The organism is Heyndrickxia sp. NPDC080065 (assembly GCF_050281185.1).
Classification (GTDB): Bacteria; Bacillota; Bacilli; order Bacillales; family Bacillaceae_C; genus Heyndrickxia.
The window spans coordinates 376,806-403,133 of record NZ_JBNNWS010000001.1; the positions used below are offsets into that span (position 1 = coordinate 376,806).

The 26,328-nt window shown below is 35.6% G+C and carries 22 protein-coding genes, 1 pseudogene, 1 riboswitch and 3 other annotated features; of the genes and pseudogenes, 9 read left to right on the plus strand and 14 right to left on the minus strand.

Annotation, left to right across the window (positions count from 1 at the left end; all coding sequences use genetic code 11):
- Positions 1–7 precede the first annotated feature (7 nt).
- The 3 genes and pseudogenes from ACQKP0_RS01715 to ACQKP0_RS01725 form a co-directional block, all read right to left on the minus strand.
- On the minus strand, positions 8–754 hold the full coding sequence (locus ACQKP0_RS01715) for a GTP pyrophosphokinase (RefSeq protein ID WP_427404077.1): 747 nt from the start codon (positions 752–754) through the stop codon (positions 8–10).
- 666 nt (positions 755–1,420) lie between these two features.
- Positions 1,421–2,218: a M55 family metallopeptidase gene (locus ACQKP0_RS01720; protein ID WP_427404078.1), complete on the minus strand. Its 798-nt coding sequence runs from the start codon at positions 2,216–2,218 to the stop codon at positions 1,421–1,423.
- Positions 2,219–2,230: 12 nt separating this feature from the next.
- Positions 2,231–2,401 (minus strand): annotated as a pseudogene (locus tag ACQKP0_RS01725) (hypothetical protein); the annotation flags it as partial.
- A 434-nt stretch (positions 2,402–2,835) separates the two neighbouring features.
- On the opposite strand from ACQKP0_RS01725, the gene ACQKP0_RS01730 reads away from it, so the two are divergent.
- Positions 2,836–3,261 (plus strand): universal stress protein, encoded by a 426-nt coding sequence (locus ACQKP0_RS01730; protein WP_427404079.1) that lies wholly within the window; start codon positions 2,836–2,838, stop codon positions 3,259–3,261.
- A gap of 76 nt (positions 3,262–3,337) precedes the next feature.
- On the opposite strand, the gene aroA is transcribed toward ACQKP0_RS01730, so the two are convergent.
- The 6 genes from aroA to ACQKP0_RS01760 all read right to left on the minus strand — a co-directional run bounded on the left by aroA (position 3,338) and on the right by ACQKP0_RS01760 (position 10,098).
- Complete coding sequence (gene aroA, locus ACQKP0_RS01735; RefSeq protein WP_427404080.1) at positions 3,338–4,660, minus strand: 3-phosphoshikimate 1-carboxyvinyltransferase; 1,323 nt, start codon at positions 4,658–4,660, stop codon at positions 3,338–3,340.
- A 17-nt stretch (positions 4,661–4,677) separates the two neighbouring features.
- Complete coding sequence (locus ACQKP0_RS01740) at positions 4,678–5,568, minus strand: prephenate dehydrogenase (protein ID WP_427404081.1); 891 nt, start codon at positions 5,566–5,568, stop codon at positions 4,678–4,680.
- Positions 5,569–5,593: 25 nt separating this feature from the next.
- Positions 5,594–6,679, minus strand: a complete 1,086-nt coding sequence (hisC, locus tag ACQKP0_RS01745; RefSeq protein ID WP_427404082.1) for a histidinol-phosphate transaminase — start codon at positions 6,677–6,679, stop codon at positions 5,594–5,596.
- Between the two features lie 18 nt (positions 6,680–6,697).
- Positions 6,698–7,798: a 3-dehydroquinate synthase gene (gene aroB, locus ACQKP0_RS01750; protein WP_427404083.1), complete on the minus strand. Its 1,101-nt coding sequence runs from the start codon at positions 7,796–7,798 to the stop codon at positions 6,698–6,700.
- A complete protein-coding gene (gene aroC, locus ACQKP0_RS01755; RefSeq protein WP_427404084.1) occupies positions 7,764–8,933 on the minus strand; it encodes a chorismate synthase in 1,170 nt (389 codons plus the stop codon). The genes aroB and aroC overlap by 35 nt, the downstream gene beginning before the upstream one ends.
- 64 nt (positions 8,934–8,997) lie before the next feature.
- Entirely contained in the window at positions 8,998–10,098 is a 1,101-nt protein-coding gene (locus ACQKP0_RS01760) for a bifunctional 3-deoxy-7-phosphoheptulonate synthase/chorismate mutase (protein ID WP_427404085.1), read from the minus strand.
- A 238-nt stretch (positions 10,099–10,336) separates the two neighbouring features.
- Positions 10,337–10,567, minus strand: a binding site (T-box leader).
- Between the two features lie 41 nt (positions 10,568–10,608).
- Positions 10,609–10,840, minus strand: a binding site (T-box leader).
- 41 nt (positions 10,841–10,881) lie between these two features.
- Positions 10,882–11,112: a binding site (T-box leader), on the minus strand.
- A gap of 251 nt (positions 11,113–11,363) precedes the next feature.
- A riboswitch (SAM riboswitch) is annotated at positions 11,364–11,472 on the plus strand.
- Between the two features lie 198 nt (positions 11,473–11,670).
- Between ACQKP0_RS01760 and ACQKP0_RS01765 the strand changes: the two genes are divergently transcribed.
- From ACQKP0_RS01765 to ACQKP0_RS01775, 3 genes are all read left to right on the plus strand, one after another.
- Positions 11,671–12,435 (plus strand): SDR family NAD(P)-dependent oxidoreductase, encoded by a 765-nt coding sequence (locus ACQKP0_RS01765; RefSeq protein ID WP_427404086.1) that lies wholly within the window; start codon positions 11,671–11,673, stop codon positions 12,433–12,435.
- A gap of 25 nt (positions 12,436–12,460) precedes the next feature.
- A complete protein-coding gene (locus tag ACQKP0_RS01770; protein ID WP_427404087.1) occupies positions 12,461–13,804 on the plus strand; it encodes a Na+/H+ antiporter NhaC family protein in 1,344 nt (447 codons plus the stop codon).
- A gap of 70 nt (positions 13,805–13,874) precedes the next feature.
- The gene (locus ACQKP0_RS01775) at positions 13,875–14,342 is read left to right on the plus strand and encodes an S-ribosylhomocysteine lyase (protein WP_427404088.1); all 468 of its coding nucleotides are present in this window, start codon (positions 13,875–13,877) and stop codon (positions 14,340–14,342) included.
- 81 nt (positions 14,343–14,423) lie between these two features.
- Here the strand turns inward: ACQKP0_RS01775 and ACQKP0_RS01780 are convergent, their stop codons facing one another.
- Complete coding sequence (locus ACQKP0_RS01780) at positions 14,424–16,157, minus strand: methyl-accepting chemotaxis protein (protein WP_427404089.1); 1,734 nt, start codon at positions 16,155–16,157, stop codon at positions 14,424–14,426.
- A 104-nt stretch (positions 16,158–16,261) separates the two neighbouring features.
- The gene (locus tag ACQKP0_RS01785) at positions 16,262–16,939 is read right to left on the minus strand and encodes a YdeI/OmpD-associated family protein (protein WP_427404090.1); all 678 of its coding nucleotides are present in this window, start codon (positions 16,937–16,939) and stop codon (positions 16,262–16,264) included.
- Between the two features lie 359 nt (positions 16,940–17,298).
- On the opposite strand from ACQKP0_RS01785, the gene ACQKP0_RS01790 reads away from it, so the two are divergent.
- Positions 17,299–17,733 (plus strand): protease inhibitor I9 family protein, encoded by a 435-nt coding sequence (locus ACQKP0_RS01790; protein ID WP_427404091.1) that lies wholly within the window; start codon positions 17,299–17,301, stop codon positions 17,731–17,733.
- Between the two features lie 21 nt (positions 17,734–17,754).
- Here the strand turns inward: ACQKP0_RS01790 and ACQKP0_RS01795 are convergent, their stop codons facing one another.
- The 3 genes from ACQKP0_RS01795 to ACQKP0_RS01805 all read right to left on the minus strand — a co-directional run bounded on the left by ACQKP0_RS01795 (position 17,755) and on the right by ACQKP0_RS01805 (position 22,110).
- Positions 17,755–18,543 (minus strand): IclR family transcriptional regulator, encoded by a 789-nt coding sequence (locus tag ACQKP0_RS01795; RefSeq protein ID WP_427404092.1) that lies wholly within the window; start codon positions 18,541–18,543, stop codon positions 17,755–17,757.
- Between the two features lie 72 nt (positions 18,544–18,615).
- On the minus strand, positions 18,616–20,787 hold the full coding sequence (locus ACQKP0_RS01800) for a malate synthase G (protein WP_427404093.1): 2,172 nt from the start codon (positions 20,785–20,787) through the stop codon (positions 18,616–18,618).
- Positions 20,788–21,174: 387 nt separating this feature from the next.
- On the minus strand, positions 21,175–22,110 hold the full coding sequence (locus ACQKP0_RS01805) for a substrate-binding domain-containing protein (protein ID WP_427404094.1): 936 nt from the start codon (positions 22,108–22,110) through the stop codon (positions 21,175–21,177).
- A gap of 297 nt (positions 22,111–22,407) precedes the next feature.
- On the opposite strand from ACQKP0_RS01805, the gene modA reads away from it, so the two are divergent.
- The 4 genes from modA (at position 22,408) to ACQKP0_RS01825 (ending at position 25,994) form a co-directional block, all read left to right on the plus strand.
- The gene (gene modA / locus ACQKP0_RS01810; RefSeq protein ID WP_427404095.1) at positions 22,408–23,193 is read left to right on the plus strand and encodes a molybdate ABC transporter substrate-binding protein; all 786 of its coding nucleotides are present in this window, start codon (positions 22,408–22,410) and stop codon (positions 23,191–23,193) included.
- Positions 23,194–23,198: 5 nt separating this feature from the next.
- Positions 23,199–23,855 carry a molybdate ABC transporter permease subunit gene (gene modB, locus ACQKP0_RS01815; RefSeq protein WP_427404096.1) on the plus strand — a complete coding sequence of 219 codons (657 nt, stop codon included), beginning with the start codon at positions 23,199–23,201 and terminating at the stop codon, positions 23,853–23,855.
- Between the two features lie 197 nt (positions 23,856–24,052).
- Positions 24,053–24,178 carry a hypothetical protein gene (locus tag ACQKP0_RS01820; protein WP_427404097.1) on the plus strand — a complete coding sequence of 42 codons (126 nt, stop codon included), beginning with the start codon at positions 24,053–24,055 and terminating at the stop codon, positions 24,176–24,178.
- A 376-nt stretch (positions 24,179–24,554) separates the two neighbouring features.
- On the plus strand, positions 24,555–25,994 hold the full coding sequence (locus ACQKP0_RS01825; RefSeq protein ID WP_427404098.1) for a 6-phospho-beta-glucosidase: 1,440 nt from the start codon (positions 24,555–24,557) through the stop codon (positions 25,992–25,994).
- The last annotated feature ends 334 nt before the right edge of the window (positions 25,995–26,328 follow it).

Genomic DNA, 26,328 nt, shown 5'->3' on the forward strand with positions numbered 1-26,328 from the left:
GTTATTATTAACTTTTCCCATTATTGCCTAATGCTAAAAAGTCATTTGGGAGATGGAATCTTTCATTATTAATGAAAAGTTCTTGCATGTCCTCCTGAATACTAGCGTTTTCCTTAAGCTTATTCATTTCTTTATGAATATTCTCCATTTTCATATCTAATTGTGTTGCAGAATCCGCTGCCTCTTTTAATTCATCTAATGTTTTTTGAGGAACTTCCTTGTTATATTTATAGTAAATTTTATGTTCCAAGCTTGCCCAGAAATCCATTGCAATGGTGCGAATTTGAATTTCAACATTGATATAGTCTTCTCTATCTGACATAAAGATAGGTATTTGGGTAATTAAATGAAGACTTCGATAACCATTTGGTTTAGGGTTTTTAATGTAATCCTTGCACTCAATCACTTTTATATCTCTTTGTTTTTGCAACATATTACTTATTTCATAAATGTCAGAGATAAATGAACAAGTAATACGAATTCCAGCTATATCTCGAATATTTTCTTTTATAGAAGAAAGTGAGAAGTCATACCCCTTCCTTTGAACTTTTTTTAATATACTTGCAGGAGACTTAATGCGAGAATTCACATGCTCAATAGGATTATAATCATGAATATATTGAAATTCTTGTTTTAAGATATCGATTTTCGTATTCATTTCAGCTAACGCGAACTTATAGGACATCATAAACCGGATTAAATCTGTTTTTAATGTTTGCATTTGTTTTACACTAACTAATTTTTCGACTTCCATTGTTTATCTCCTTTTTTAATAGCCTCTGTCTCTGTTCATCTATTGTTTTACTAAGGAACATTGATCATTAAGATTTTCCTTCTTTTAAAATAGGTCTCTTACATAATGACACATTAATCCCTTGTAATTGTAATTCATATATTAATTTTTTTAATTTCTCCAGATGCATATGTTTTTTATTCAAAATTGGTATTCACCTCAATATGACATCGTGTCAGCTTTTCTATACCGTATATAATAAGTGACATCGTGTCATATGTCAACAAAATTATGACACGATGTCACAATGAACCAAAAAAGAAACTGCTTCAAAAGGTAATTTATTATACCTTAGCTCTTTAGGAATCTAGTTCGGGAACTGACCATCTGTCCCTTTTTATTCAATGTATTTTTTTAATATTATATTTTTTCCGACTTACTGTATTGAAATCTAAAAAATACTATTATAGTATTTAGTTATAAAGTTCAAGTTAAAAATACCTATATTACTAAATTATATTAAAGAGTTTTTGAACTTGACCAAAAAATGGGAGGCTTATCTAAAAAATAGTAAATATGAATCGATCATCTATTCTATTTTTTAGATTTGTAATAAATATAGAAAAAAGGAGTTTGTAATCTATATATTTCAGATTACGAACTCCCTTTCTTTATTCTTGTTCCATCCTACAGAACAAAGAACAAAAATTTCAGTACATCAAGATAGTTCGATGATTCATATTCTACCTCCTTCGCACCAATTTGTTTCGCCCCCGGATAGAAGGAGCCCCCATAAGCAGCAAAATGATCTGTAAAAGAGATTTCTACCTTAAAATGTTTTGGTAGCTCGATAAGATATTTTGATAGATCATCCCCAAGAACATCCTTCACCTTTTGTTTGATTTCTTTTACAGCTAGCTCTGGGTGAATCGATATTGAGGCATTCCCAATACCTTCACTTACCGGTACGGTCATTATATTTGAGTTTAGTTTTTTGGCCTCTTCACAAAGCAACTTGTCTCCAGTAATGAGAAGAACAGGAACATTAAACATGGACGAAGTATAGGCATTGATTAAAAACTCGCTAGCGATCTGTCCGTTGATTTTCACATATTCATTCTTCATATTCATTGTGTGTGCGAGTGGATTCCCATTTGTTCCCCCTGCTGAATGATAACCGATAAACATAGCTCCAGCAAAAGATTCATCTAACCCAGCCATCATCATATAAGGATTTCTTGCCCACCCCCGCATGATTTTCACCTGTTCAGGAAGCTTTGATGGGATTAGATTTCTTGCAGTATTATGTGCATCTTTAACAAAGATCTCTGTTATCCCAGATTCCAGAGCACCTTCACAAGCGGCATTTACTTCTTTGGTCATTTGTTCAAGAAAATACTTACTATAATAAGTTGCTGGATCAGTCTCATCCCAATTCACAATTCCCGCTACACCTTCAATATCTGCACTGATAAATAATTTCAACAAAGTCACTCCTTATTTAGTATGAGATAATGCTTTCTTCTCTTTATACTTATGTGATTCTTGAATGAAATAACTGAATATTTTTAAGTGAATAGGGTGCCGTTTTTTTTGTATACACTCTGGATTCCATTGTACACCCATTACATATTGATCTAATGTAATCTCCACCGCTTCGACAATTCCATCTGGTGAATAAGAATAGTTTTAAGATGTTCGCCTAGTTGTTTTTGCTTCCGCTACATTCTCTTCAAACAAATTCCCTACAACATCACGATATTCCTTGTCCTGTTGTACACTTTTTTGTGTTTATATCAAAATAGTAAGTACCAATTTTTGAGCTGACAGTAAAAATCAAGAAGAACTATTAAATGAGCTGCGTGATTTATATAAGAAACGTCCGGATTTTATAGATGAATTGAGTAAAATTAAATAACAAGAAAAACCACCCGCATCGTAGTAAATGTATTGGAACAAAGGACCAGACCCTCTGTCCTAAGATATGACAATATTTTTACAAAAATATAGAAAGTATAAAAAAGCAATGAGAACGGAGGTATAATAATAATAGGATAACAAATTTATCCAATTATTATCATTTAGAAGGCAGGGTGTATATGATGTTATACTCTAAAATATTAGTACCTTATAATGATACGGATCTATCAAACAAAGCTTTAGCAACGGCTAAAGAATTAGCAAAAGTTAGTCCGAAGGCTGAAATCGATATTTTATTTGCTTTTCAGCTCCCAATTTCGACTTATTCATCAGGTGTATTTACCCAGGACACACAAGATAAGCTAAATGAATATGCCGAAGAAGTATTAAATAAAGCAATGAGCTACTTAGAAGATCTTCCAAATCCTATTCATAAATATGTTGTTGATAGTCAGCCCATCTCAGCTATTCTTAATCATGTTGAAACAAACGGAAACGATTTAATTATTATGGGAAACCGAGGACTAAAGGGAATTAAGGAGTTTTTAGAAAGCGTAAGTCATGTCGTCGTTCAACAATCTCCAATTCCAGTATTACTAGTAAAATAATATTTCTTTAGAGAAAAGAGGGTGTTTTATGCTCACCCTCTTCTAATTTTCCACCAAAGCAAAATAGCGACAATGGTTATTGGGACAGTGGACCCGACCCCGCGTCCCATCCTATGCTTAGTGTATTTAGTGTCTCAAAAAAGCTCGGGAACGAAACATTTATGGCTTCACTATTTTCAATAATGGTCTCACCATCAGCTATATAGCTTGCAATGGCTAGCATCATACCAATTCGGTGATCACCATGGCTATTTACGCGGGTTCCTTTTAGAGGGGTTCTTCCATAAATAATCATTCCATCTTCTGTTGTTTCAATATGTGCACCCATTTTCTTCAATTCTAAAGCAACTGTATCAATTCGATTCGTTTCTTTCACCTTTAATTCTTGTGCATCTCTAATAACGGTTATTCCTTCTGCTTGTGTAGCAGCTAACGCAATAATTGGAATTTCATCAATTAGTCTGGGGATGATTTCACCAGCAATTTCAACGGCTTTTAACGGAGATGTTTGGATTTGTATATCTGCTAAAGGCTCGAAAGCTTCTCCACTTTTTGGTGTAACCTCTAGTTTAGCCCCCATTTTCTTAAGTACATCTATAATTCCCGTTCTTGTTGGATTTACCCCAACTTGCTGCAATATTATTTTGCTATTAGGAACGATCGAACCAGCTACTAAGAAAAAGCTTGCAGAAGAAATATCTCCTGGAACACATACTTTTGTTGCTTGTAGGCTTTGCTTTCCTTTAATAGATATTTTATTTCCGTTTTGAAGAACCGTAACACCGAATGCTTTCAACATCCGTTCAGTATGATCTCTTGTTGCTTGTAATTCTGTAACTGATGTTGTTCCATTAGCCTGAAGTCCTGCAAGTAATATTGCTGATTTCACCTGGGCACTAGCAACAGGGAGTTGATAATCAATGGACTCCATGTTTCCCCCACTAATGGAGATAGGTGTATAACTACCTGATTTGCGTCCATCTATTTTAGCGCCCATTAATCGCAGCGGTTCAACGATTCTATTCATCGGTCTTTTCGCAATAGATGAATCCCCTTGCAAACAGCTGTAAAAAGGGAGTCCTACTAGTATTCCGGATAATAGTCGAAGGGTTGTTCCAGAATTCCCTACGTCAAGTACAGCTTCAGACTCTAATAAATTTTCTAATCCCTTTCCATCAATTTCCACATAATCTCCGTCTTGCATAATATGAACTCCAAGTTGTCTGAGGCAGGCAATGGTACTCATACAATCCTCTCCAGGTAAAAAGCCTTCTATGATTGTTTTTCCATTTGCTATTGCTCCCAACATAACAGCTCGATGGGAAATTGATTTATCACCCGGGACTGTAATCGTACCTATAAGTCCTTTTTTTGCTTTTTCCAACACGTTAAAAGCCAATTTACTCCCTCCTTATGCTACTTCATAAGTTTTAAATTTCCTTCCGAGCCTACAGGTAATGAATCACGATACTCTTTCGCTTCTTCAAAGAAATGATAAATCTCCTGTTCATTACCGCTGTGCAAAACATTGTGCAATTTATGCATTTCAATTAGCCAATTATCCAATAACCTAACCAGATGCCTGCGATTTTGTATGACAATATCCTTCCACATTTGAGGGCTACTAGATGCAATTCTAGTAATATCCCTAAATCCACCAGCGGCTAGTAACCGAATAAGCGGGTTATTCTTTGCTTGCTTTTTTGTTTGATTGACTAAAGCGCCAGCAATCAAATGGGGAAAATGACTAATCATGCCTGTAATTACATCATGCTCATCTTTATCGATCATTAGAAAGTTTGCATTTGTTCCACTCAACCAATTCTTTAATTCTTCTATTTTTTTCAAACGAGTATGAGGAAGTGGAGTAATTAAATAATAGGCATCTTCAAATAAATTTCCCCTTGCATTTTCAACTCCTGTCGTATGTGAACCTGCCATTGGATGTCCCCCAATAAATTCGATACTCTTTGGGAACATCTCACTGACAAATTCCATAATCTCACCTTTCGTACTACCAGTATCAGTAATAATTACACCTTCTTTTAAAGTCATCCTCGACAATTGTGTAACTATTTTTTTCGTTTCTAATACAGGTGTCGCTAGGATGATTAAATCCGCATTTTCGGCTCCTTCCTTAAAGGAAGTTACCTTTTCATCAATAATATTGAGAGTGATTGCTTTGTCTAATGCATCTATGTTAGCGTCATAACCGTAAATAATAAAATTGGGATGCTGCTTTTTAATAGCAAGTGCTATTGAGCCTCCAATTAAACCTACGCCTACAACAAATACATTGCCTTTCATAAAAATACCTCCACAGAACTATAGCCTATTCATGATGTATATGAATAAATTCGTTTATTGCATTTCTTACTTTTTCGTTTTGCTCTTTTAATCCAATAGTTATCCGCACACAGGTTGGAAATCCTAGTAACCTTCCAGAACGTACGATAAGCCCCTTTGATAACAAAAACTGTGTCGCTTCATCACTATCACATTTAAAATCAATTAAAATAAAGTTTGTCTCTGAAGGAAAATACTCAAGCTGATTTTCTAAGCAAAACGTATAATATTTCTCCCTTTCTTCAGCATTTCTCTTCTGACAATTTTGGACAAATTCTTGATCTTGTACAGCTGTAGCGGCAGCTGTTTGGCCAAGTACATTTGTATTAAAAGGTAGACGCAGCGGTTCTAATTTTTGAATAATTGCTTCCGACGAGATACCATAACCTATACGAAAACTAGCAAGACCATAAATCTTAGAAAAAGTCCTCATAATCAATAGATTAGGAAAATCCTTTATAAAATCGAGTGTATTATGTGATTGGTTTACATATTCAATATAGGCTTCATCAAGGACGATCAACACGTCTTTTGGTGTGTTTCTTAAAAAGCTTAACAGCTGATTATTTGGAATGTATGTCCCTGTCGGATTGTTAGGATTGCATATCCATACCACAGCTGTATCCTTATCAATTTCTGCTAGCATTTGATTCAGATCATGCTTTCCATTCTTTAAGGGAACTTCACGAACTTCTCCACCTTCAATAATGGCATTATGTTTATATTGTGAAAAAGTTGGTGTAGCCATGACGGTATTTTTTCCGTGTTCAAGTAAAGCTCTAGAAATGATTTGAATTAATTCATCCGTACCATTTGTAAAGATTAATTGTTTTTTGTTCACACCTAACAAAGATGATACAGACTCTCTTAATTTAGCTGCACTTGCATCTGGATAAACACTAAAATTGAAATGATATTGTTTCAATGCTTTATCCACATTGGCAGAATAACCATATGGATTTTCATTAGAGGCAAGCTTGATGATTGGATGTAATTGATCATTTTTCACCTCTTCAATTGATTTACCAGGTTGATAGGCTTGTAGATTATGAATTTGGTCCTTCCATTTCATTTATCAATACTCCTTTGCTTAGCTTTCCTGTAGTAAGTAAAAACTTTCACGTAATAGTTGCTGGTCTATCTTTTGAATAACCGGTTTCCCTAATTCCTTCAATAAAATAAATACAGGTGTATGACCCGAAGACTTCTTATCTTTCTTCATCCGTTCAAAAATGGAATCGAAATGAATATTTTTAGGGATTCTCCATTGATACCCCAGGCTTTCTATCCAATGAATAAACTTCTCATATGGCATCTCTAAATGATGAATATGCTTACTCAAATGTAGAGCATAGATCATTCCAATCATGACCGCTTCTCCATGAGGTAAATTTCCATAGCCTAAATGGGCTTCTAATGCATGACCCAGCGTATGGCCAAAATTTAAATGAGCTCGAATATCATTTTCCGTTTCATCCATACTTACGATATTCGCCTTTATTTCAATGCCTCTTTTCAAAAAGCTCTGTAATTGATTATTTGTTAAATCGTCGAGCGATCTGATTTCATTCATTATTTTTTGTAAAAAATGAGGATCAGCTATTAATAAATGCTTAACCACTTCCGCAAAACCGCTTCTTATTTCTCTATCTGATAAGGTTGATAGGAACTGAGTATCGAAAATAACCTGTTCAGGTTGATAAAAAGCACCAACCATATTTTTTCCTAATGGATGGTTGATTGCTACTTTTCCTCCGACTGCGCTATCATGAGCAAGGATCGTAGTTGGAATTTGGATAAAAGGCAATCCCCTCATATAGGTTGCGGCAACAAATCCAGCTAAATCTCCAATTGATCCTCCTCCAAACGCTAATATCATTGATTTTCGATCAATTCCTTTATTTATTCCAAATGAAATACAATCGTTATATACTTCCGATGTTTTTGCACTTTCACCATTCGGGGCGATGTAAATATGCGTTTCAATATTTGGAAGATGCTTTTTAAGAGTATCTAAGTGCAATTCCTTAAGATCTTCATTCGTAATAATTAGTAGTTTAGAATAGTTGGTCAAACCTTCTACTTTACTTAAAATATTCTCACCTAAATAAACATTGTAGTTTTTAGACTTTGTTGAAATATTGATTGTATTCATTTTAAAATCCTTTTGAATAGGTTCTATGTTCGTCAATTGATTGCTTCAACCCCTCGAAGCGATCACTATTAAATTGTTCAGTAATAGCTGCAGCTAATTCCCAAGCAATAACAGCTTCTGCAACAACACAGGCAGCAGGCACTGCACAGCTATCTGACCTTTCGATACTTGCAAAAAATGGCTCTTTTGTTTCAATGTCTACGCTGCCTAAAGGTTTATATAATGTTGGGATCGGCTTCATTACACCTCTAATAACGATTGGTTCTCCTGTTGACATTCCACCTTCGAGCCCGCCTAATCGATTAGTTTTTCGATGATATCCATTGTCCTCGTTCCACATAATTTCATCATGGACTTCACTTCCATGTTTTCTTGCCATTTCGAAGCCCAATCCAAATTCAACACCTTTAAATGCATTAATGCTTATCATAGCTCTCGCAAGTTTCGCATCAAGCTTACGATCATAATGTACATAGCTCCCAATTCCAATAGGCATTCCTTCTACAATCACTTCAACAATACCGCCAATGGAATCTCCCTTTTGCTTAGCACTATCAATCACTTCCATCATTCGAACTCCCGCCTCTTCATCAAAACAACGTACAGGAGATTTATCTGTCACAATCTGTAGCTCACTAAGATCCTGATAACTAGGAGGAGCAGCTTTTACTCCGCCAATTTCAATTACATGTGAGGCTATTCGGATGCCTAAAAGGGATAGTATTTTTTTTGCAACCGCACCTGCAGCAACTCTAACAGTGGTTTCTCTTGCAGAAGAACGCTCAAGAACATTCCTCATATCTCGATGACCATACTTTATTCCACCAACTAAATCTGCATGACCTGGTCTTGGTCTTGTCACTTTACGTTTTACTTCTGCATCACTATCTTCCAGAGGCTCAATTCCCATGATTGTTTTCCAATGCTTCCAATCATTATTTTCGACAATAAGTGATACAGGTGAGCCTAATGTGAATCCATGACGAACACCACTAGCGATACTAACTGTGTCCTTTTCAATTTGCATTCTTCTCCCACGCCCATACCCCTGCTGCCTGCGTGATAATTCTTGATTAATATCAGAACTTGATAATGGCAGACCCGATGGCAAACCTTCTATGATGGTTATAAGCTTTGGACCATGTGACTCCCCAGCTGTTAAATATCTCATCTTATATCCTCCTCGTTTTTTTAGCACCCTGCTGATAATTTATCAGCAGGATTGAATTTTTCACTCAGAAAATTCCGACTTCCGTTTTTCCGGCTAATTTATTACGTAACTCCTTTAATTCATCCATAAATTCATTAAATTGAGGAATATTCATTTGTTGTGCTGAATCCGAAAGAGCAACTGCCGGATCTGGATGAACCTCTGCCATAATTGCATCTGCTCCAATTGCCATTGCTGCTTTCGCAGTAGGAAGCAGTAAATCTCTTCTTCCAGTAGAATGTGTCACATCAACAATAACCGGCAAATGGGTCTCGTTTTTCAAAATTGGCACCGCTGAAATATCTAATGTATTTCTTGTAGCTTTTTCATACGTTCTAATTCCCCGTTCACACAAGATAATTTGGTCATTTCCTTGAGACATGATGTATTCAGCAGCATGAATAAATTCCTCAATCGTCGCTGCAAGTCCCCGTTTTAATAAAATTGGTTTATTTACTTTCCCCACTGTTTTAAGTAATTCAAAGTTTTGCATATTACGCGCACCTACTTGGATCACATCAACATATTCAAGCGCAGCTTCTACATCATTAGGGGTTACGATTTCACTTATGATCGATAAGCCAAACTCATTCCCTACTTCTCTCAAAATGCGTAATCCTTCTACTCCCAAACCTTGAAAATCGTACGGAGATGTTCTCGGCTTAAATGCTCCTCCACGCATCATCGTTAAACCTTGTTTTTTCATGGCAATTGCCACCGATCTCACTTGATCATAGCTTTCAACTGCACATGGTCCCATAATAAATCTCTGTTTTCCGTCACCTAATGTTTCTCCATTGATATTCACAATCGTATTGTTTGATTGAGCTTTTCTTGATACAAGCAACACTTTACGATGGTCATCTTCCTGAAGTTCTAAACTTGCTTTAAATATTTCTTTAAAAATATGTTGTATAGTCGATGTTTCAAATGGCCCCTGATGGTGTTGCATAATTAAATCCAACGCTTGACGCTCACGAACTGGATCAAATCTGTTTAGGCCTTGTTTTTTCTTTTGTTTGCCAATTTCTATTGCAACTTCAGCTCTTTCATTTAGTAACTTTAAAATTTCCAAGTTTATTTCATCTATTTTGTTTCGTAATTGGGTTAATTCATTTGTTTTCATTTTGAATCCTCCTAAGAATTTAGTTGACTAAAATTTATTAAGGTTAAATAGATGTGTGAAACATCATAATTGCGAACATATAGTTATCATTAAAATTAAAATATTTACACCTATCACCTCCTTAAATGAAAAACTATCTGCTTTAACGGATCACTTTAAACCAAAAGCTCTGATACCGTATCTTTAATCTGATCAATGACCATCTGCTGCCTAATAAAAAAGCCCCTACTGGTTTTCCAGTAGGGACGAATTTCTCGCGGTACCACCCTAGTTGTGAACAAATATCGTTCACCTCTTAACCTTGTTAACGATCAAATGACCGTCTTTCCCTTCATAAAGACATCTCTTTATTACGAAAAAGAAGCTCCAGGATTGTAATTCATGCTTATCTTTGTACTGATTTTCACCGACCATCAGCTCTCTATAACAGGGAGATAAAACATTACTTGTTTCCTTTCAATGCTATTAATCTTATTTATTTTATAAACAAAAAGTCCCTACTGGTTTTCCAGTAGGGACGAATATTTTCGCGGTACCACCCTAGTTGTGAACAAATATCGTTCACCTCTTGACCTTGTTAACGATCGAATGACCGTCTTTCCCTTCATAAAGACATCTCTTTATTACGAAAAAGAAGCTCCAGGATTGTAATTCATGTTTATCTTTGTACTGATTTTCACCGACCATCAGCTCTCTATAACAGGGAGATAAAACATTACTTGTTTCCTTTCAATGCTATTAATCTTATTTATTTTATAAACAAAAAGTCCCTACTGGTTTTCCAGTAGGGACGAATATTTTCGCGGTACCACCCTAGTTGTGAACAAATATCGTTCACCTCTTGACCTTGTTAACGATCGAATGACCGTCTTTCCCTTCATAAAGACATCTCTTTATTACGAAAAAGAAGCTCCAGGATTGTAATTCATGCTTATCTTTGTACTGATTTTCACCACCATCAGCTCTCTATAACAGGGAGATAAAACATTACTTGTTTCCTTTCATAGCCGAATCTTATATTAACGAATATTTATTGTTTTGAATTATATATTGATAAGGTGTTTATTGTCAACTCCCAAAATAAATTTTTTTAGCATTATTTTATTGACATCTTAGTATTAACCCAGTCTAATTAATCAATTTTTCATCTGCTTACGATTGCATAGTGATAGTATTAATAAAATCCATACTAAAATAAAATTGACTTTTTTTAAACCTTTGTGTAATTTATATAAATAGGATGTAAATTTAATTTCATATTGTATCTCTTATAAAGAGTAGCTGAGGGACTGGCCCTATGAAGCTCGGCAACCTTTCATGTTCATCGTGATTTGGTGCTAAATCCTGCAAAACATTTGTTTTGAAAGATAAGAGAGGACTCGAACTTGTTTATCCAAGGCCTCTCTATTTTGAGTGGCCTTTTCTTTTTCTCCATCGTTAACAGAAAAGATAGTCCCATTTTTAACTTTCTTCTTCGCTTTGTACAAAATAGAGGGCAAAATCGAAATTATCCTACATTTTAATCCGATTATTCCAATATGAATAATACATTTCAAAGAAGGAGCAATCATTATGTATTGTATGGACTTAACTGGAAAAGTAGCCATTGTAACAGGAGGGGCACAAGGAATTGGAAAAGCAATTATCCATGCACTTTTAGACTGCGGAGCGAAAGTAGTGGCGGTTGATTTAAACGTAGACCCTGAACAATCGACTAAGCAATTGCTATACCACCAGGCAAATGTAACAAAAAGTGAACAGGTCAATGAAATGATACAAACAGCTATCGAAACCTTTGGAAGATTAGACATTTTAGTAAATAATGCCGGAATTTCTTCCATGGATTATGCTGTTGATATTAAAGAAAGCGATTGGGATCGTGTAATGGATGTAAATGCAAAAGGAGTTTACTTATGCAGCCAGGCTGTTGCACGTTACTTAAAAGAACAAGGTGAAGGTGGAAAAATTATTAATATTTCCTCACAGGCTGGAAAAAATGGCTATCGATTAATGGGAAGCTATGTTGCGTCTAAACATGCAGTATTAGGTTTTACAAAAGTAATGGCAATCGAATTAGCAAAAGACCAAATAAATGTAAATGCTGTTTGTCCAGGAATAGTTGAAACAGATATGAAAAAAAATGAAAGAATTATAGGAGGTGAGTTAAGAGGATTAAACGCGGAAGCCATTAAAGATGAGGATATTTCACAAGTGCCATTAGGAAGAACAGCGACTCCTCAAGATATCGCTCATGTCGTTGTTTTCCTAGCATCGAAATACTCTGATTATATGACAGGACAAGGGATTAATGTAACAGGTGGAATGACGATGCACTAATGATCAAAAAATGGAGGGAAGAGAAATGACTAATCAAAAAGAAAAAAAAGGAAGTGCGCTTGCTCTTTTACCCTTGCTTATCTTTGTACTGCTTTTTATCGGTACAGGGCTTCTTTCAAAAGACTTTTCAAAAATGCCACTAAGTGTTGCGGTTATCATTGCTGGTGCCATTGCTCTTTTAATGAATAGGAAAGAAACTTTATCGAAAAAGATTGAGATCTTTTGTAAAGGGGCTGGGCATTCGAATATTATCTTAATGTGTATAATTTTTATTCTGGCAGGAGCTTTTGCGGGTGTTGCGAAGGAAATGGGTGCTGTTGAATCGACAGTCAATCTTGGATTATCCTTACTTCCGGCAAATTTATTAATGGTTGGACTATTCGTCATCGCCTGCTTTATCTCCACCTCTATGGGAACTTCTATGGGAACAGTTGTTGCACTAGCTCCCATTGGAATAGGAATTGCAGGACAAACAGATATTCCTATGGCATTGGCAATGGCTACTGTTATTGGCGGCGCTATGTTTGGGGATAACTTGTCAATGATATCAGATACAACCATTGCAGCAGTAAGAACACAAAATACACAAATGAAGGACAAATTCAAAGTTAATTTCTTTATTGTTCTCCCTGGAGCCATTCTAACAGCTATTATTCTTGGAATCATTACACATGGAAATCATGCAAATATAGGTGGGGAACATCCTTATGAAATCATTAAAGTTCTTCCTTATATCGGTGTCCTAATTGCGGCACTCCTAGGTGTGAATGTATTAATTGTATTACTCGGAGGAACGATTTTTGCTGGCATAATTGGAATGATTTATGGCTCATATGATTTTCTCGGCTTTTTACAAACGATTGCCAAAGGTGTCATGAGTATGGAGGACCTTGCCATTGTAGCCATTATGATTGGCGGGGTGGTTGAATTGATTAAACATAATGGTGGAATAGATTTTCTATTAAACTTCGTAACTAGTAAGATCAAATCCAAAAAAGGTGCCGAATTTGGAATTGCCGGCTTAGTTAGTGTAACTGATATTGCAACAGCTAATAATACAATTTCAATTGTCATTACCGGCCCTTTAGCGAAAAATATCGCAGATGAATATGAAATTGATTTAAGAAAGTCGGCAAGTATACTCGATCTGTTCTCCAGCTGCTGGCAAGGAATCGTTCCATATGGCGGTCAACTGCTAGCTGCAGCAGGTCTAGCTTCCATTTCGCCTGTTAGCATTATCCCTTATTCATTCTATCCGATATTAATGGGAATTTGCGGGATAGTGGCTATACTAATTGGTTATCCAAAGCTTCAAAGCAAAGAAAAAATAGTAAATCGAAATACTTCTTTAAAAGAAAAATCTTTATGATATGTTAATAGAAGAAGAATTTTTTTAAATCCGTATAATTCAAAAAACATTATTTAGGAGTGAAAATCAAATGGTACAAAAAATGAATGTAGAAAGCTTTAATCTCGATCATACGAAAGTAAAAGCACCATATGTCCGTTTAGCTGGTGTTACTCACGGTCAACAAGGAGATGTTATTCATAAGTATGATATTCGATTAAAACAACCGAATAAAGAGCATATGGAAATGCCTGCACTTCATTCCCTTGAGCACTTACTTGCAGAAAATGTTCGGAATCATCTTGATCATGTTGTCGATTTAAGTCCAATGGGCTGTCAAACTGGCTTCTATTTAGCAGTCATTAACCATGATGATTATGATGGAATTCTAGATGCATTAGAAAAAACATTACAGGATGTGTTAAATGCGAAGGAAGTTCCTGCTTGCAATGAGGTGCAATGTGGGTGGGCAGCTAGTCACAGCCTTGAAGGAGCACAAGAGCTCGCTCGTGAATTACTTGCTAAAAAAGATGAATGGAAAGAAATCTTTGTAGATTAAAAGGGACGGTCGAACCGTCCCTTTCCATTTTTTATTGATTAAACAACTGGGAAAATGACTCTGCTAGCTTTTGCCCTATCCCTAGTATTTAAAATTCTGTACGACACTGTTTAAGTTTGTTACTTGTTCTTCTAACATTTTTGCACTGCTTGCCACTTCGTCCATTGCACTACTTGATTGTTCAATCGTAGCAGTTACTTGTTCAACTCCTGCGGCTGTTTCTTCTGATACCGCAGCAATCGTGTCTATCGACTCATTAATGGTTTTCGAACCATCCAAAATATTAAACATTGAGCTGACCATGTTTTCTACTTTATGATTCACTGAATCAATTGTATTTTTTATTTTTGCAAAAACCTCTCCAGTTGTATCCATTTGATCGGTTCCATATACTACCTTTTGGTAGCTGTCTTCAAGAGTACTTACTACTTGATTCGATTCATTTTGGATATCTTGCACAATAGAAGTAATATTTGTAATAGATGCACTGACTTGATCTGCTAATTTTCTAACCTCTTCAGCAACAACAGCGAATCCTCTTCCTGCTTCTCCTGCTCTTGCAGCTTCGATTGCTGCATTTAAAGATAATAGATTCGTTTGATCAGATATTTCTTTGATCACTTTTACTAATTCTGTAATTTTATTCGTTTTATTGTCTAATCCTTTTACCATTTCTAATGAAAGTTTGATTTGTTGATCAATCACCTTCATTTGCTCAGTGGAGCGCATCATATTTTCATTACCTTCATCGGTAATTTTTAACATTTGAGAGGATTCTTCTTTTACATTTTCTCCTTCAACAGCTACATTCATAATCGTTTGAGAAAAATCGCTCATTTGTTCCAGTAAAGTAGTAGAAGAATTAGCTTGTTGTTCAACTCCGTTAGATATTTCCTGCATGGTAGTTGCAATTTGCTTTGCACCTATTCCTACTTCATCAGTATTTTGCGTCAATGCTTCACTTTGATTTGAAATAGTTTCTGAAACATGGGCAATCTTTTTCACCATTTGCTGTAAATTATCTTTCGTTTGATTCAACGTGTTATTTAATTGCCCAATTTCATCTTTACGGTTATTACGAACTATTTCTATCGATAGATTTCCATCCTTGACTTCATTTAAGTCATAAGTCATCTTTGTTAGCGGAGTTGCGATATGTTTTGAGAATAATAAAGTAATAATTGCTCCAACAATTATAGAAATGGCTAATGTAATGATTAACGAATATAAGACAATATCCGCAGACTTATAGAAATCCTTCGAATACGTACTGCCAATGATCACCCAGCCCCATTTAGGTTCTAGCTGACTGTAAGTAATTTTTTCAGCAATTTTTGATTCATCATTTGGAAGATTCCAATAATATGAAGTAAATCCTCCACCAGATTGGGCCATTTTAATAATCTCCTGTGAGAAAGACTTTCCTTTTGTATCTTTTTTATCCCATACGGTTTGACCTTCTAATGATGGATGAGCAATTTCAAAACCTTTTTCATCAAGGACAAAAAAATAACCATTTTCGCCCAAATTCACTTGTTTATTAATTTCCCTTTTTCCATCAGCACCCTTTGGCCCAATAAGGACTGTTTTCACTTTTTCTTGTGCCTCTTCTAAAGTTAAATGCCCAGCCTTTACTTCACTATCTAGACCATCTATCATTCGAATGCTCATTTCTACACCATTTTTCAATGTAGTTTCCCCTAACTCTGTCAGATGCTGTTTTGCTTGAAAATAACCTACCAGACCAACAATTAGTGCAGGAATGGCTAAAAGTAATAATGTCGTACTAATGATTTTCCCTTTAATTGATCTCATCTTCCTATCCTCTTTTCTTAGCTTTCACATTCTCTCAATGTATATATCGGATAGAAAGATGTAGAACTTTAGTGGGACACGGTGTCTGGTCCACTGTCCCGCAATTATTTCTTATTTCTTCGATACAAATCAATGGTTTTATAGCCTTCTCCTAATATTTTCTCCATTTCTAGCAGTCGCTTTTCCTGAGTTTCTTTTCTTTTAGCGCTATATACATAACGTGCCCAATCCTTTTGATATCCAAAGGTTAACTGGCTGTATGTATTTAATAAATCCTCATTTTTGTTTAAATATTTCTTTATATCTTCAACATGCTCAATATAGTCATCAACACACTGGCTATTTTTTGTGCTAGTATTTTTTGGCGCTTTTTTTCGTTCTGATTTAAGCCCAACCACAGTGAAAACATCATTGAAGCTTACCATTCTAGAAAACTTAAGGCTACTACCTTGAACATACCCGTCATCATTAACCGGTATTTCATTAAATAAACTATCACGCTCAATGTACTCTTGGTATTGCGAATTGTTCTTTTTAGGATAAGCAAAGAATAAATATCCTTTATCGTTTAATAATTGTTGGTCAATGACCGACTGCAATTGCTTTGAATAATCGTTTAAACTGAAAACAAAGATAAAAATAAGGTCATATTTATCTTTTTTAATTTGTGAATCATATTCTATTCCATTAAAGTCTTGAATATCTTCAGGGGCATGAAGAATCAGTTTAGTTGGATATTTATTTAAATTTAATTTTTCAATAATGCTTTTTGTTGAATTCATCTGGTACACTCCTTTTTTTATTTTCATCTTATCCTGATAAGAGATTATTTTCAAAGTGATTGTCACACTAGTGTATTCAGTTTTCGTATTATCTAAAATTCCTTTGCTCCTTATAAGTAATTATATTCAATTTACAAACCCTTGCAGGAATCCCGCCACTTTCCGAAGTATTTATTTATTAGGACACTTTTCGTAATTTTAGTTGCGATTTTAACAATCCCTGCGAAAAAATCATTTAACATAAATAAGAAAGGGAAAGCCTATAATTATCCTATATGAGAAAGGATGTTATAGCTGTGGTAAGAAGGTACCGTTTTTTATTGTTCATTTTTCTTTTAGTACTAGTAGGGTGTGGAGATATGAATTTAAAAGATCATAAGGATGTAACAGAGAGGCAAAAAAAAGAGGGGGAAGAAGTGATGAAATCAGCTTTATACATTGACCCAAAGATTGATATGAATAGCGAAAAAACAATTTCAATTATCATTCACTTTAAAACACAACCAGCCAAAGCAGCTGTTGCATTAGCAGAAGCAAAGGGCGTTCCTTTAACATTAGAAAAAGCCAAAATAGATGTAGAAGAGAGTCACGCCCGTTTTCAGGAAGATTTAAAAAGACTTTTAGATCAAAAACATATCCCATACGCCATCACTTATACCTATACAACTGCATTTAACGGAGTTTCCATGAAACTCCCAGGGACTGCTATTAAAACATTGCTGCAATCTAAAGAAATTGACGCGATTTATGCAAATAAAGAGTACCATCTTGAGCCACCACTTAAACCAATGTAGGGACAGGGGGGGTCCCTGTCCCTAGTGGGACATGGGACCAGACCCTCTGTCCCAGCCGAGCCTTGCTGATATTTTCTGTCCAGTATGCACAATGGTTGATTGCAGTTGATTTAATCTATCTTCTGTCATCCTCATTGTCGGTCCAGATATGCTGACTGCAGCTATGACTTTCCCGCTATGATCAAAAATAGGGGCAGCAATACATGCGATACCATACTCATTTTCTTCAAGGTCAAGAGCAAATCCTTTTTGTTTCACTTTGATAAGCTCTTTCTGAAAGGTTTCTTTATCTGTGATTGTTTTATCGGTATGGACAGGCATTCCTTTCCGCTCGAGAATATCTAATACAACACTTGTTGGCAGGTGGGCAAGTATAGCTTTCCCTACAGATGTACAATGCATAGGCGCTCTTTTACCAACCTTCGAATGCATTCTAAGTATTTCATTTCCTTCTAATTTCTCAATATAAACGACTTCACCCTGATCATATACAACAAGGTGAATAACTTCATTCGTCTCATTTTCAAGAACCTGTAAAAATGGTCTTGCTTCTGCTCTCAAGTCAATTGATTCCAGCAACTTCGAGCTTATCTCCAGAAATTTATAGCCTAGCTTGTAACGGCCTGTTTCACTATCCTGCTCAACATATCCATATTGAACGAGAGTCGAAAGAATTCGATAAACAGAGCTTTTATTAATATCTATTTGGTTAGCAATCTCTGTAACACCCAACCCGCCTTTTTTCATACTGACAAGTGTAATGATATCCAGGGCCCTACTTACAGATTTAACCATATTCTCTCTTTCCAAAACGTTCACCTCTGGTACAGCCTATTTTTCCGTTATTATAGCATAATTATTTGCTATTTATTTCTCCTGTAATTACAGCCCAAATTTAGCCTTTGCTTCTAAACGGCGGCGGTGAAGGATCGGTTCTGTATATCCGCTCGGCTGATTATAACCTTCGAAAACAAGATCACATGCTGCCTGGAATGCAATTGAGTTGTCAAAATCCGGAGCCATTGGGCGATATGCGGCATCTCCAGCATTTTGTTCATCAACCACTTTTGCCATGCGCTGCAAGGTCTCTAAAACTTGCTCTTTCGTACAGATTCCATGATGCAGCCAGTTTGCTACGTGCTGGCTGGAAATCCTCAGTGTTGCACGATCTTCCATAAGGGCCACATTATTAATATCAGGAACTTTAGAACAGCCAATTCCTTGCTCTACCCAGCGGACAACATATCCAAGAATCCCTTGTGCATTATTATCGAGCTCCTCTTGAATTTCTTCAGGACTCCACACAGGATTTTCTGAAACAGGGATTTGTAAAATATCATCACGTAAATTTGAAATTTCTTTTAGTAGATCATTTTGAACCTTTGATACATCAACCTGGTGATAATGGAGCGCATGAATAGTTGCAGCTGTTGGTGATGGCACCCAAGCGGTATTTGCTCCAGCCTTCACATGACCAATCTTTTGCTTGAGCATTTCTTCCATCAAGTCAGGCATCGCCCACATGCCTTTTCCAATTTGTGCATGTCCTTGGAAGCCTGATATAAGACCATTATTCACATTTGATTTCTCATAGCCCTGCAACCATTTAGCAGATTTCATATCGTTTTTACGGATCATTGGACCAGCTTCCATTGAAGTATGAATTTCATCGCCAGTACGGTCAAGGAAACCAGTGTTAATAAATGCAACACGATCCTTTACTTCACGAATACATGTCTTTAAGTTTAATGATATACGGCGTTCTTCATCCATCACACCTATTTTAAGTATGTTTCTTTTTAATCCAAGCAGGTCTTCTGTCCGATCGAATAACTCATTCGCAAAAGCTACTTCCTTTGGTCCATGCATTTTCGGTTTTACTATATAAATGGAATTTTTCACTGTATTTTGATATTGTCCATTCCCTAATAGACTATGCTTGGCAATCAAACTAGTAATAACTGTATCAATGATTCCTTCCTGTACTTCATTGCCATCCATATCTAAAATGGCATTGTTTGTCATTAAGTGGCCGACGTTTCGAATGAACATTAACGAGCGTCCAGATAATTGAAACTCCTTTCCTTCAGGAGAGACATAGCTGCGATCAGGATTCATTATACGTGTCACTGTCTTGCCGCCTTTTGTAAAAGTAGCTGACAGATCACCTTTCATTAATCCTAGCCAATTTCTGTAAACCAAAACCTTATCCTCAGCATCAACTGCTGTAACAGAATCCTCACAATCCATAATGGTGGTCAAGGCCGCTTCAAGAAGAATGTCTTTTACTCCGGCATCATCCGTTTTACCAATGGGATGGTCTCTGTCAATCTGGATTTCAAAATGAAGCTTATTATTTTTTAGCAAAATTGCAGATGGCTTATTGGATTCACCTTGATAACCCGCAAACTTTTCCTCATCTGCTAATCCAACTGTATGACCATCGCTAAGAGTAACAGCTATTTTACCTTCTAATACGCTATATTGAACGACGTCTTTATGTGAGCCTTTCTTCAATGGCACTGTTTGATCGAGGAAATCCTTTGCAAAAGAAATAACCTTTTCACCGCGAATCGGATTGTAGCCTCCTTCTCGATACGCTCCCCCTTCTTCACTAATTACATCTGTTCCGTATAATGCATCATAAAGGCTTCCCCAGCGTGCATTTGCTGCATTGATGGCGTAACGGCCATTATTAACTGGCACAACTAATTGCGGACCGGCTTGAACAGCGATCTCATCATCGACTCCTTCAGTTGTTATCTTGAAATCCTCTGCTTCAGGCTCTAAGTAACCGATATCTTCCAAAAATGCTTTATATTGATTAAAATCAAATTCTTTATTTTCTAGATGCCATGTATTAATTTTATTTTGAAATGCCTCCCTTTCGGCAAGCAATTCTTTGTTTTTAGGCGTCAGGTCTTCAATCAGGGTACCAAATCCTGCCCAAAACTCTTCTTGATCAACTTTACTACCTGGCAGTGCTTCTGAATTAATAAATTCGTAGAGTTCGTTTGCTACTTGTAAATTTCCTTTTTTTACATATCCACTCACAATTAATTCCTCCTTAAAATATCATTAATTTTGGAAAGGCGTTATAAGGAGATTCTTTTTGTTTGTTATTACGAAACGCCGTTCCGATAATTCGTTAAAAAAATAATAACATGGTTCCTATTCACATTTCAATAATTTTACAAAACCCACTCATTAATTATCAGATATATTTTTCGATGGTTTTCGCATGATTGCGTGTTCAGGCAAAATAATAGATCTAAAGGAACTTTTTGTCCGTATTTCACAAATAATCTTGTAGTTTTTGACGTATTAAAAGACCTTTATAGTTTACTTTTACTCTACTAATCTAAAAATAGAATAAAGTTGCCTATTCCTCTGCAGATTAATGCTTTACTGCAAGGGACAGGCACCAAGACAGATGTCTATTTAAAAAGCTTCATAAATAATTGATCCTATTTGCGAAATATCATAATCTCCTAAAGACTTGATTTCTGATTTAAATGAATCGGAAGATAAAATTCCCTTCACTATCCGTATGAGTGGTTCGTTTTCTGGTGTTTTTAGAATGACCAGGTCATAATGTTCTGTTATTAATGGGACAAAATCGACCCCAACGATTTTAGCAGCTTTTTCATTTCCGACTCCCACATCTGCAATTCCGGTAGATACAGCTGAAGCTACACTAAAATGATTGGTTTCTTCGTGTGTATAGCCATTTATTTCGGTAGAAGAAATATTGTTTATCCTGAGTTTTTCATCCAGAAGGATTCTTGCTCCTGACCCTTTCTCTCGATTAACGAATGTTACATGCTCTTGTTTTAAATCAGCCCAAGAAGTTATGTTTAAAGGGTTTCCTTTTTTTACATAAAGACCGGCTTTCCTTAAAATTAGATTGATTAAAATATACGGGTAGCCCGTAAGTATTTTTTTTGTATATGGAAGATTATACTCCCCAGAATCTCCATCAAACATATGTAAGCTTACAATGTCACATGTTCCATTGTACATAGAGATAAGACTATTTAAGCTTCCAGTATAAGATCGTAATGTTTTATAGGTAGAATTTTTCTCAATATACTTGCCCAAAATATCGAGTACCATATCTTGTCCGCTAATAACAATATTATGAGAATCCTTTGTAATTGGCATGTGAGGGTCAACAACAGGAACTGAGATTGTTTTTTTTTGAGTTGTTTTATGACTTTTTATATAAATGTCCAGATCTTGTGCATCTACTCTCATTTGTCTTCCAACACGAAATACTGGCAATTCCTCTTTTTTCACAAGATCATATACTGTTAACTTCGATACTTTTAACAGCTGTGACACTTCTTCAATCGTATAGGAAAGCTCCTTTGACATGTTCATTCCCCCTTATTTAAAAAGTATTTATAGCGGATGATTAAATTGCCTTTGATAGGCGATTGACTCTTTTTTGATGACCGTTTACCTTGATTTTTGCTCCGAACGGGAGTCATTCGCTCTCTTTGACGACCTCCCCCCTTGACCTTAAAGGGATGCAGCGTTTTTCTTATATTTTACTCCAATCCCCTTACAAAATATATTTCGAATAAAATTAATTTTTACACTTCTATTTTAAATATATCTAATTATAATTAATTATAACTAATTATAATTAGATAAAGGAGAAATTGGATAATGACAAAACGTTATTATGTATTTAGCTTGATAATGTTGTTTGCGCTACTAATGTCAGCGTGCTCAACAAATGAAAAAAGTAGTTCGTCTGATAAAAAAGTGGAATTAACTATCTCGGCAGCCGCAAGCTTACAAGATGCACTAAACGACATTAAATCATCTTTTGAAAAAGTGCATAAGAATGTGAAATTAAACTTTAACTTCGGGGCTTCAGGAGCACTACAGCAGCAAATTTCTCAGGGAGCACCTGTCGATCTCTTTTTCTCTGCTGCCGAGGACAAATTTGACAAATTAGTGCAAGAGGGATTAATCGAAAAGAAAAATGGCATCGATCTTGTTGGGAATGAACTTGTGTTGGTAGTTCCAAAGGATTCAAATAATGGAATCAACGCATTTGAAGACATTTCAAAAACAAAGAAAATTTCCATAGGTACTCCTGAATTAGTTCCAGCGGGTCAGTATGCTAAGGAAACTTTAGAAAATTTAAATCTCTGGAAAGCTGTTGAAAAGAAAATAGTATATGCCAAGGATGTACGCCAAGTACTTACATATGTAGAAACAGGAAATGTGGATGCAGGAATTGTTTATAAAACAGATGCATTAATTTCTCCAAAAGTGGAGATTGTAGCAACAGCTAAAGAAAATAAACATGCTCCTATTATTTATCCGGTAGGTGTAATAAAAAACAGTTCCCATCCAAAAGAAGCCCAACTATTCTATAATTATCTTCAAAATGATAAGTCTATACAAACTTTGGAAAAGTATGGATTTAAAGGTTTAAATTAATTCAGATGACAACAAGCTTTTGGTCACCGATCAGACTATCCATTGAAATAGCGTCTGTATCGTGTGTAATCGTGTTAATTTTGGGATTAGTTTTAGGGAAGCTAATGGCAAATAAAAAATTTAAGGGCAGATCCCTTGTTGAGACAGTTTTCCTTTTGCCGTTAGTCTTACCCCCTACTGTTGTGGGTTTCTTACTAATTATTATCTTTGGCCGGAATAGTCCTATAGGGCAATTAATCGAGTGGATTTTTAAACAACCGGTTATGTTTACTTGGTGGGCTGCTGTTATTGCTTCAACGGTTGTCGCTTTTCCCCTTATGTATCAGTCATCAAAAACGGGATTTGAGGCAATTGATAGTGATATTGAGGATGCGGCTCGTGTGGATGGGGCAAGTGAGTTCAAATTATTTATTTCTGTTTCTATCCCCCTTGCACTTAAATCAATTATTTCGGGGGGGATATTGAGCTTTGCAAGAGCACTTGGTGAATTTGGAGCTACTTTAATGTTTGCAGGAAATATTCCTGAGAAAACTCAAACCACCCCTACAGCTATATACATAGCCATTGATTCAGGAAATATGGACATGGCTTGGCTATGGGTGGGGAGTATGATAGTTATTTCATTTCTCATGTTGTTTTGTATACATTTAACAAAAAACTAAAAAATTGATGCCTGGACTCAAGTAAAAGGGTACAGGCATTTTTGGGGCAGAATTTTTCCATTCTAAAAATATCTGCTACAACATCCCATATACCTTATCAATCAAGGAATCGATGACTTTTCCTCCTACGAAATATTCATAAAAATTTTCCTACTACACAAAATAGTTTTATCCCTTTTAAGGAAGGAGGCATTCCCATGACAAATAAAAATGATAACCGCCAACGAAAAAATAAATACCCAAACAATAAGCAAAGAGATACTGAGTTTTCTAAAGACGTTAATATTCGTAGTGAAATGACGAAGAAAGAAATGAAAAAATAAAAAGCAAAGATTCTGTAAGAACTACCTCCAAATTGACTTTACAAAAAAGAACTGTTAGATTTATTAGTAACTTTAAATATTTTATTTTTAAGGAATGTTACCGATAGGGCATAACCTGATCTAATTTGTTTACACTACAGCTGTGTACAAATTGGCTCAGGTTTTTTTGTTTTTTGGATTTGTTAAAACAATGCTGGTGTTTTTGATACACTCTTGTGAGTTGCTTTCAGCTAGGTATACTTCGTATAGAAATCGCTTCAAGCGTGCCCTCAAAGATCATTTAATCAACATCATCACTAACAAATCCTTTTTTACCATAGGAGGATTTTAATTTTCATAGTCTTTCTATCTATTAATTAAAAAAGGAGTTTTTACTATGTCAAATTACACATTTCCAGAACATTTTTTATGGGGCGGAGCAATTGCTGCCAATCAAGCTGAAGGGGCGTATTTGGAAGATGGTAAAGGATTAACGATTGTCGATCTATTACCAACCGGAGATAAGAGAAGAGATATTATGAAAGGAAATGTTCCTTCCCTCATGCCTCTTGAAGATGAATTTTATCCATCTCATGAAGCCATTGACTTCTATCACCGTTATAAAGAGGACATTGCATTATTTGCTGAAATGGGTTTTAAAGCACTCCGTGTTTCTATTGCTTGGGCTCGCATTTTTCCAGCAGGAGACGATGAAGCACCAAATGAAAATGGATTGAAGTTTTATGATCATTTATTTGATGAATTAATCAAAAATGGTATTCAGCCGGTCGTAACTCTTGCACATTTTGATGTACCTGTAAATTTAATTGAGAAATACGGAAGCTGGAGAAATCGCAAGCTTGTCAATCTATTTGAAAGATACGCAAAAACAGTCTTTTCTCGTTATAAAGAAAAAGTAAAATACTGGATGACCTTTAACGAGATTAATATGCTTCTTCATTTACCATTCTTAGGTGCGGGTCTTGCCTTTGAAGATGGGGAAAACAAAAAACAAATTCAATATCAAGCAGCACACCATCAGCTTGTAGCTAGTGCATTAGCTGTAAAAGCATGTCACGAAATAATTCCAGATGCCAAAATTGGCTGTATGCTGGCTGCCGGTACTTTCTATCCTTATACATGTAATCCAAATGATGTTTTCCAAGCAATGGAGAAAGATCGTGAATCTTACTTCTTTATTGACGTACAATCACGTGGAGAATATCCAGGATATGCGAAGCGCTTCTTTAAAGATCATCAATTAACAATTGAGATGGAACCAGAAGATGAAAAGATTTTAAAAAATCATACGGTAGATTATATCGGTTTCAGCTATTATTCAAGTCGAACAACGAGTACAGATCCGGAAGTAATCAAAAATATAACAAGCGGTAATGTGTTCGGCTCAGTTTCAAATCCTTATGCAGCAAAGTCTGAATGGGGATGGACAATTGATCCGAAAGGGTTTCGGATCACTGCAAACCAATTATATGACCGTTATCAAAAACCATTGTTTGTTGTAGAAAATGGACTTGGTGCGATAGATGAAGTAACTACTCAAGAAGAAATCAACGACGATTATAGAATCGACTACTTAAAACAACATGTTATAGAAATGGGTGAAGCGATTCAAGACGGTGTTGAAATTATTGGCTATACTAGCTGGGGTCCTATCGACATTGTTAGTGCTTCCTCTGGCGAAATGAAAAAACGTTATGGTTACATTTACGTTGATAGAGATAATGATGGAAAAGGAACGTTAAAAAGAATCAATAAGAAAAGCTTCAATTGGTATAAAAACGTTATTGAATCTAACGGAGAAAATTTAGGAGAATAATGAATTTTCAAAAGCGGATATTTAATCATTTCCGCTTCTTATATCTTTCATTTTACAACTATTATTTAAGAATATAGATGTTAAGATGAAAGCGTTGACAGACTATTATAGTAAATATATACTAAGATTAAAATATATCATTGTAATTAGGATTGTTACTGATTATGCAGGCAAAACCTAAGTCACTATTTTTTCAGATCATAAGTGGTCTTATTTAATTGTGGCTTAGGTTATTTATTTTATTTAGATATTCTCTAACATAGGGATGCCACCCATCTAACCAAATTTCGATATCAAACTATTGATCGAATTCATAGAAACCGACAGAAAGGAT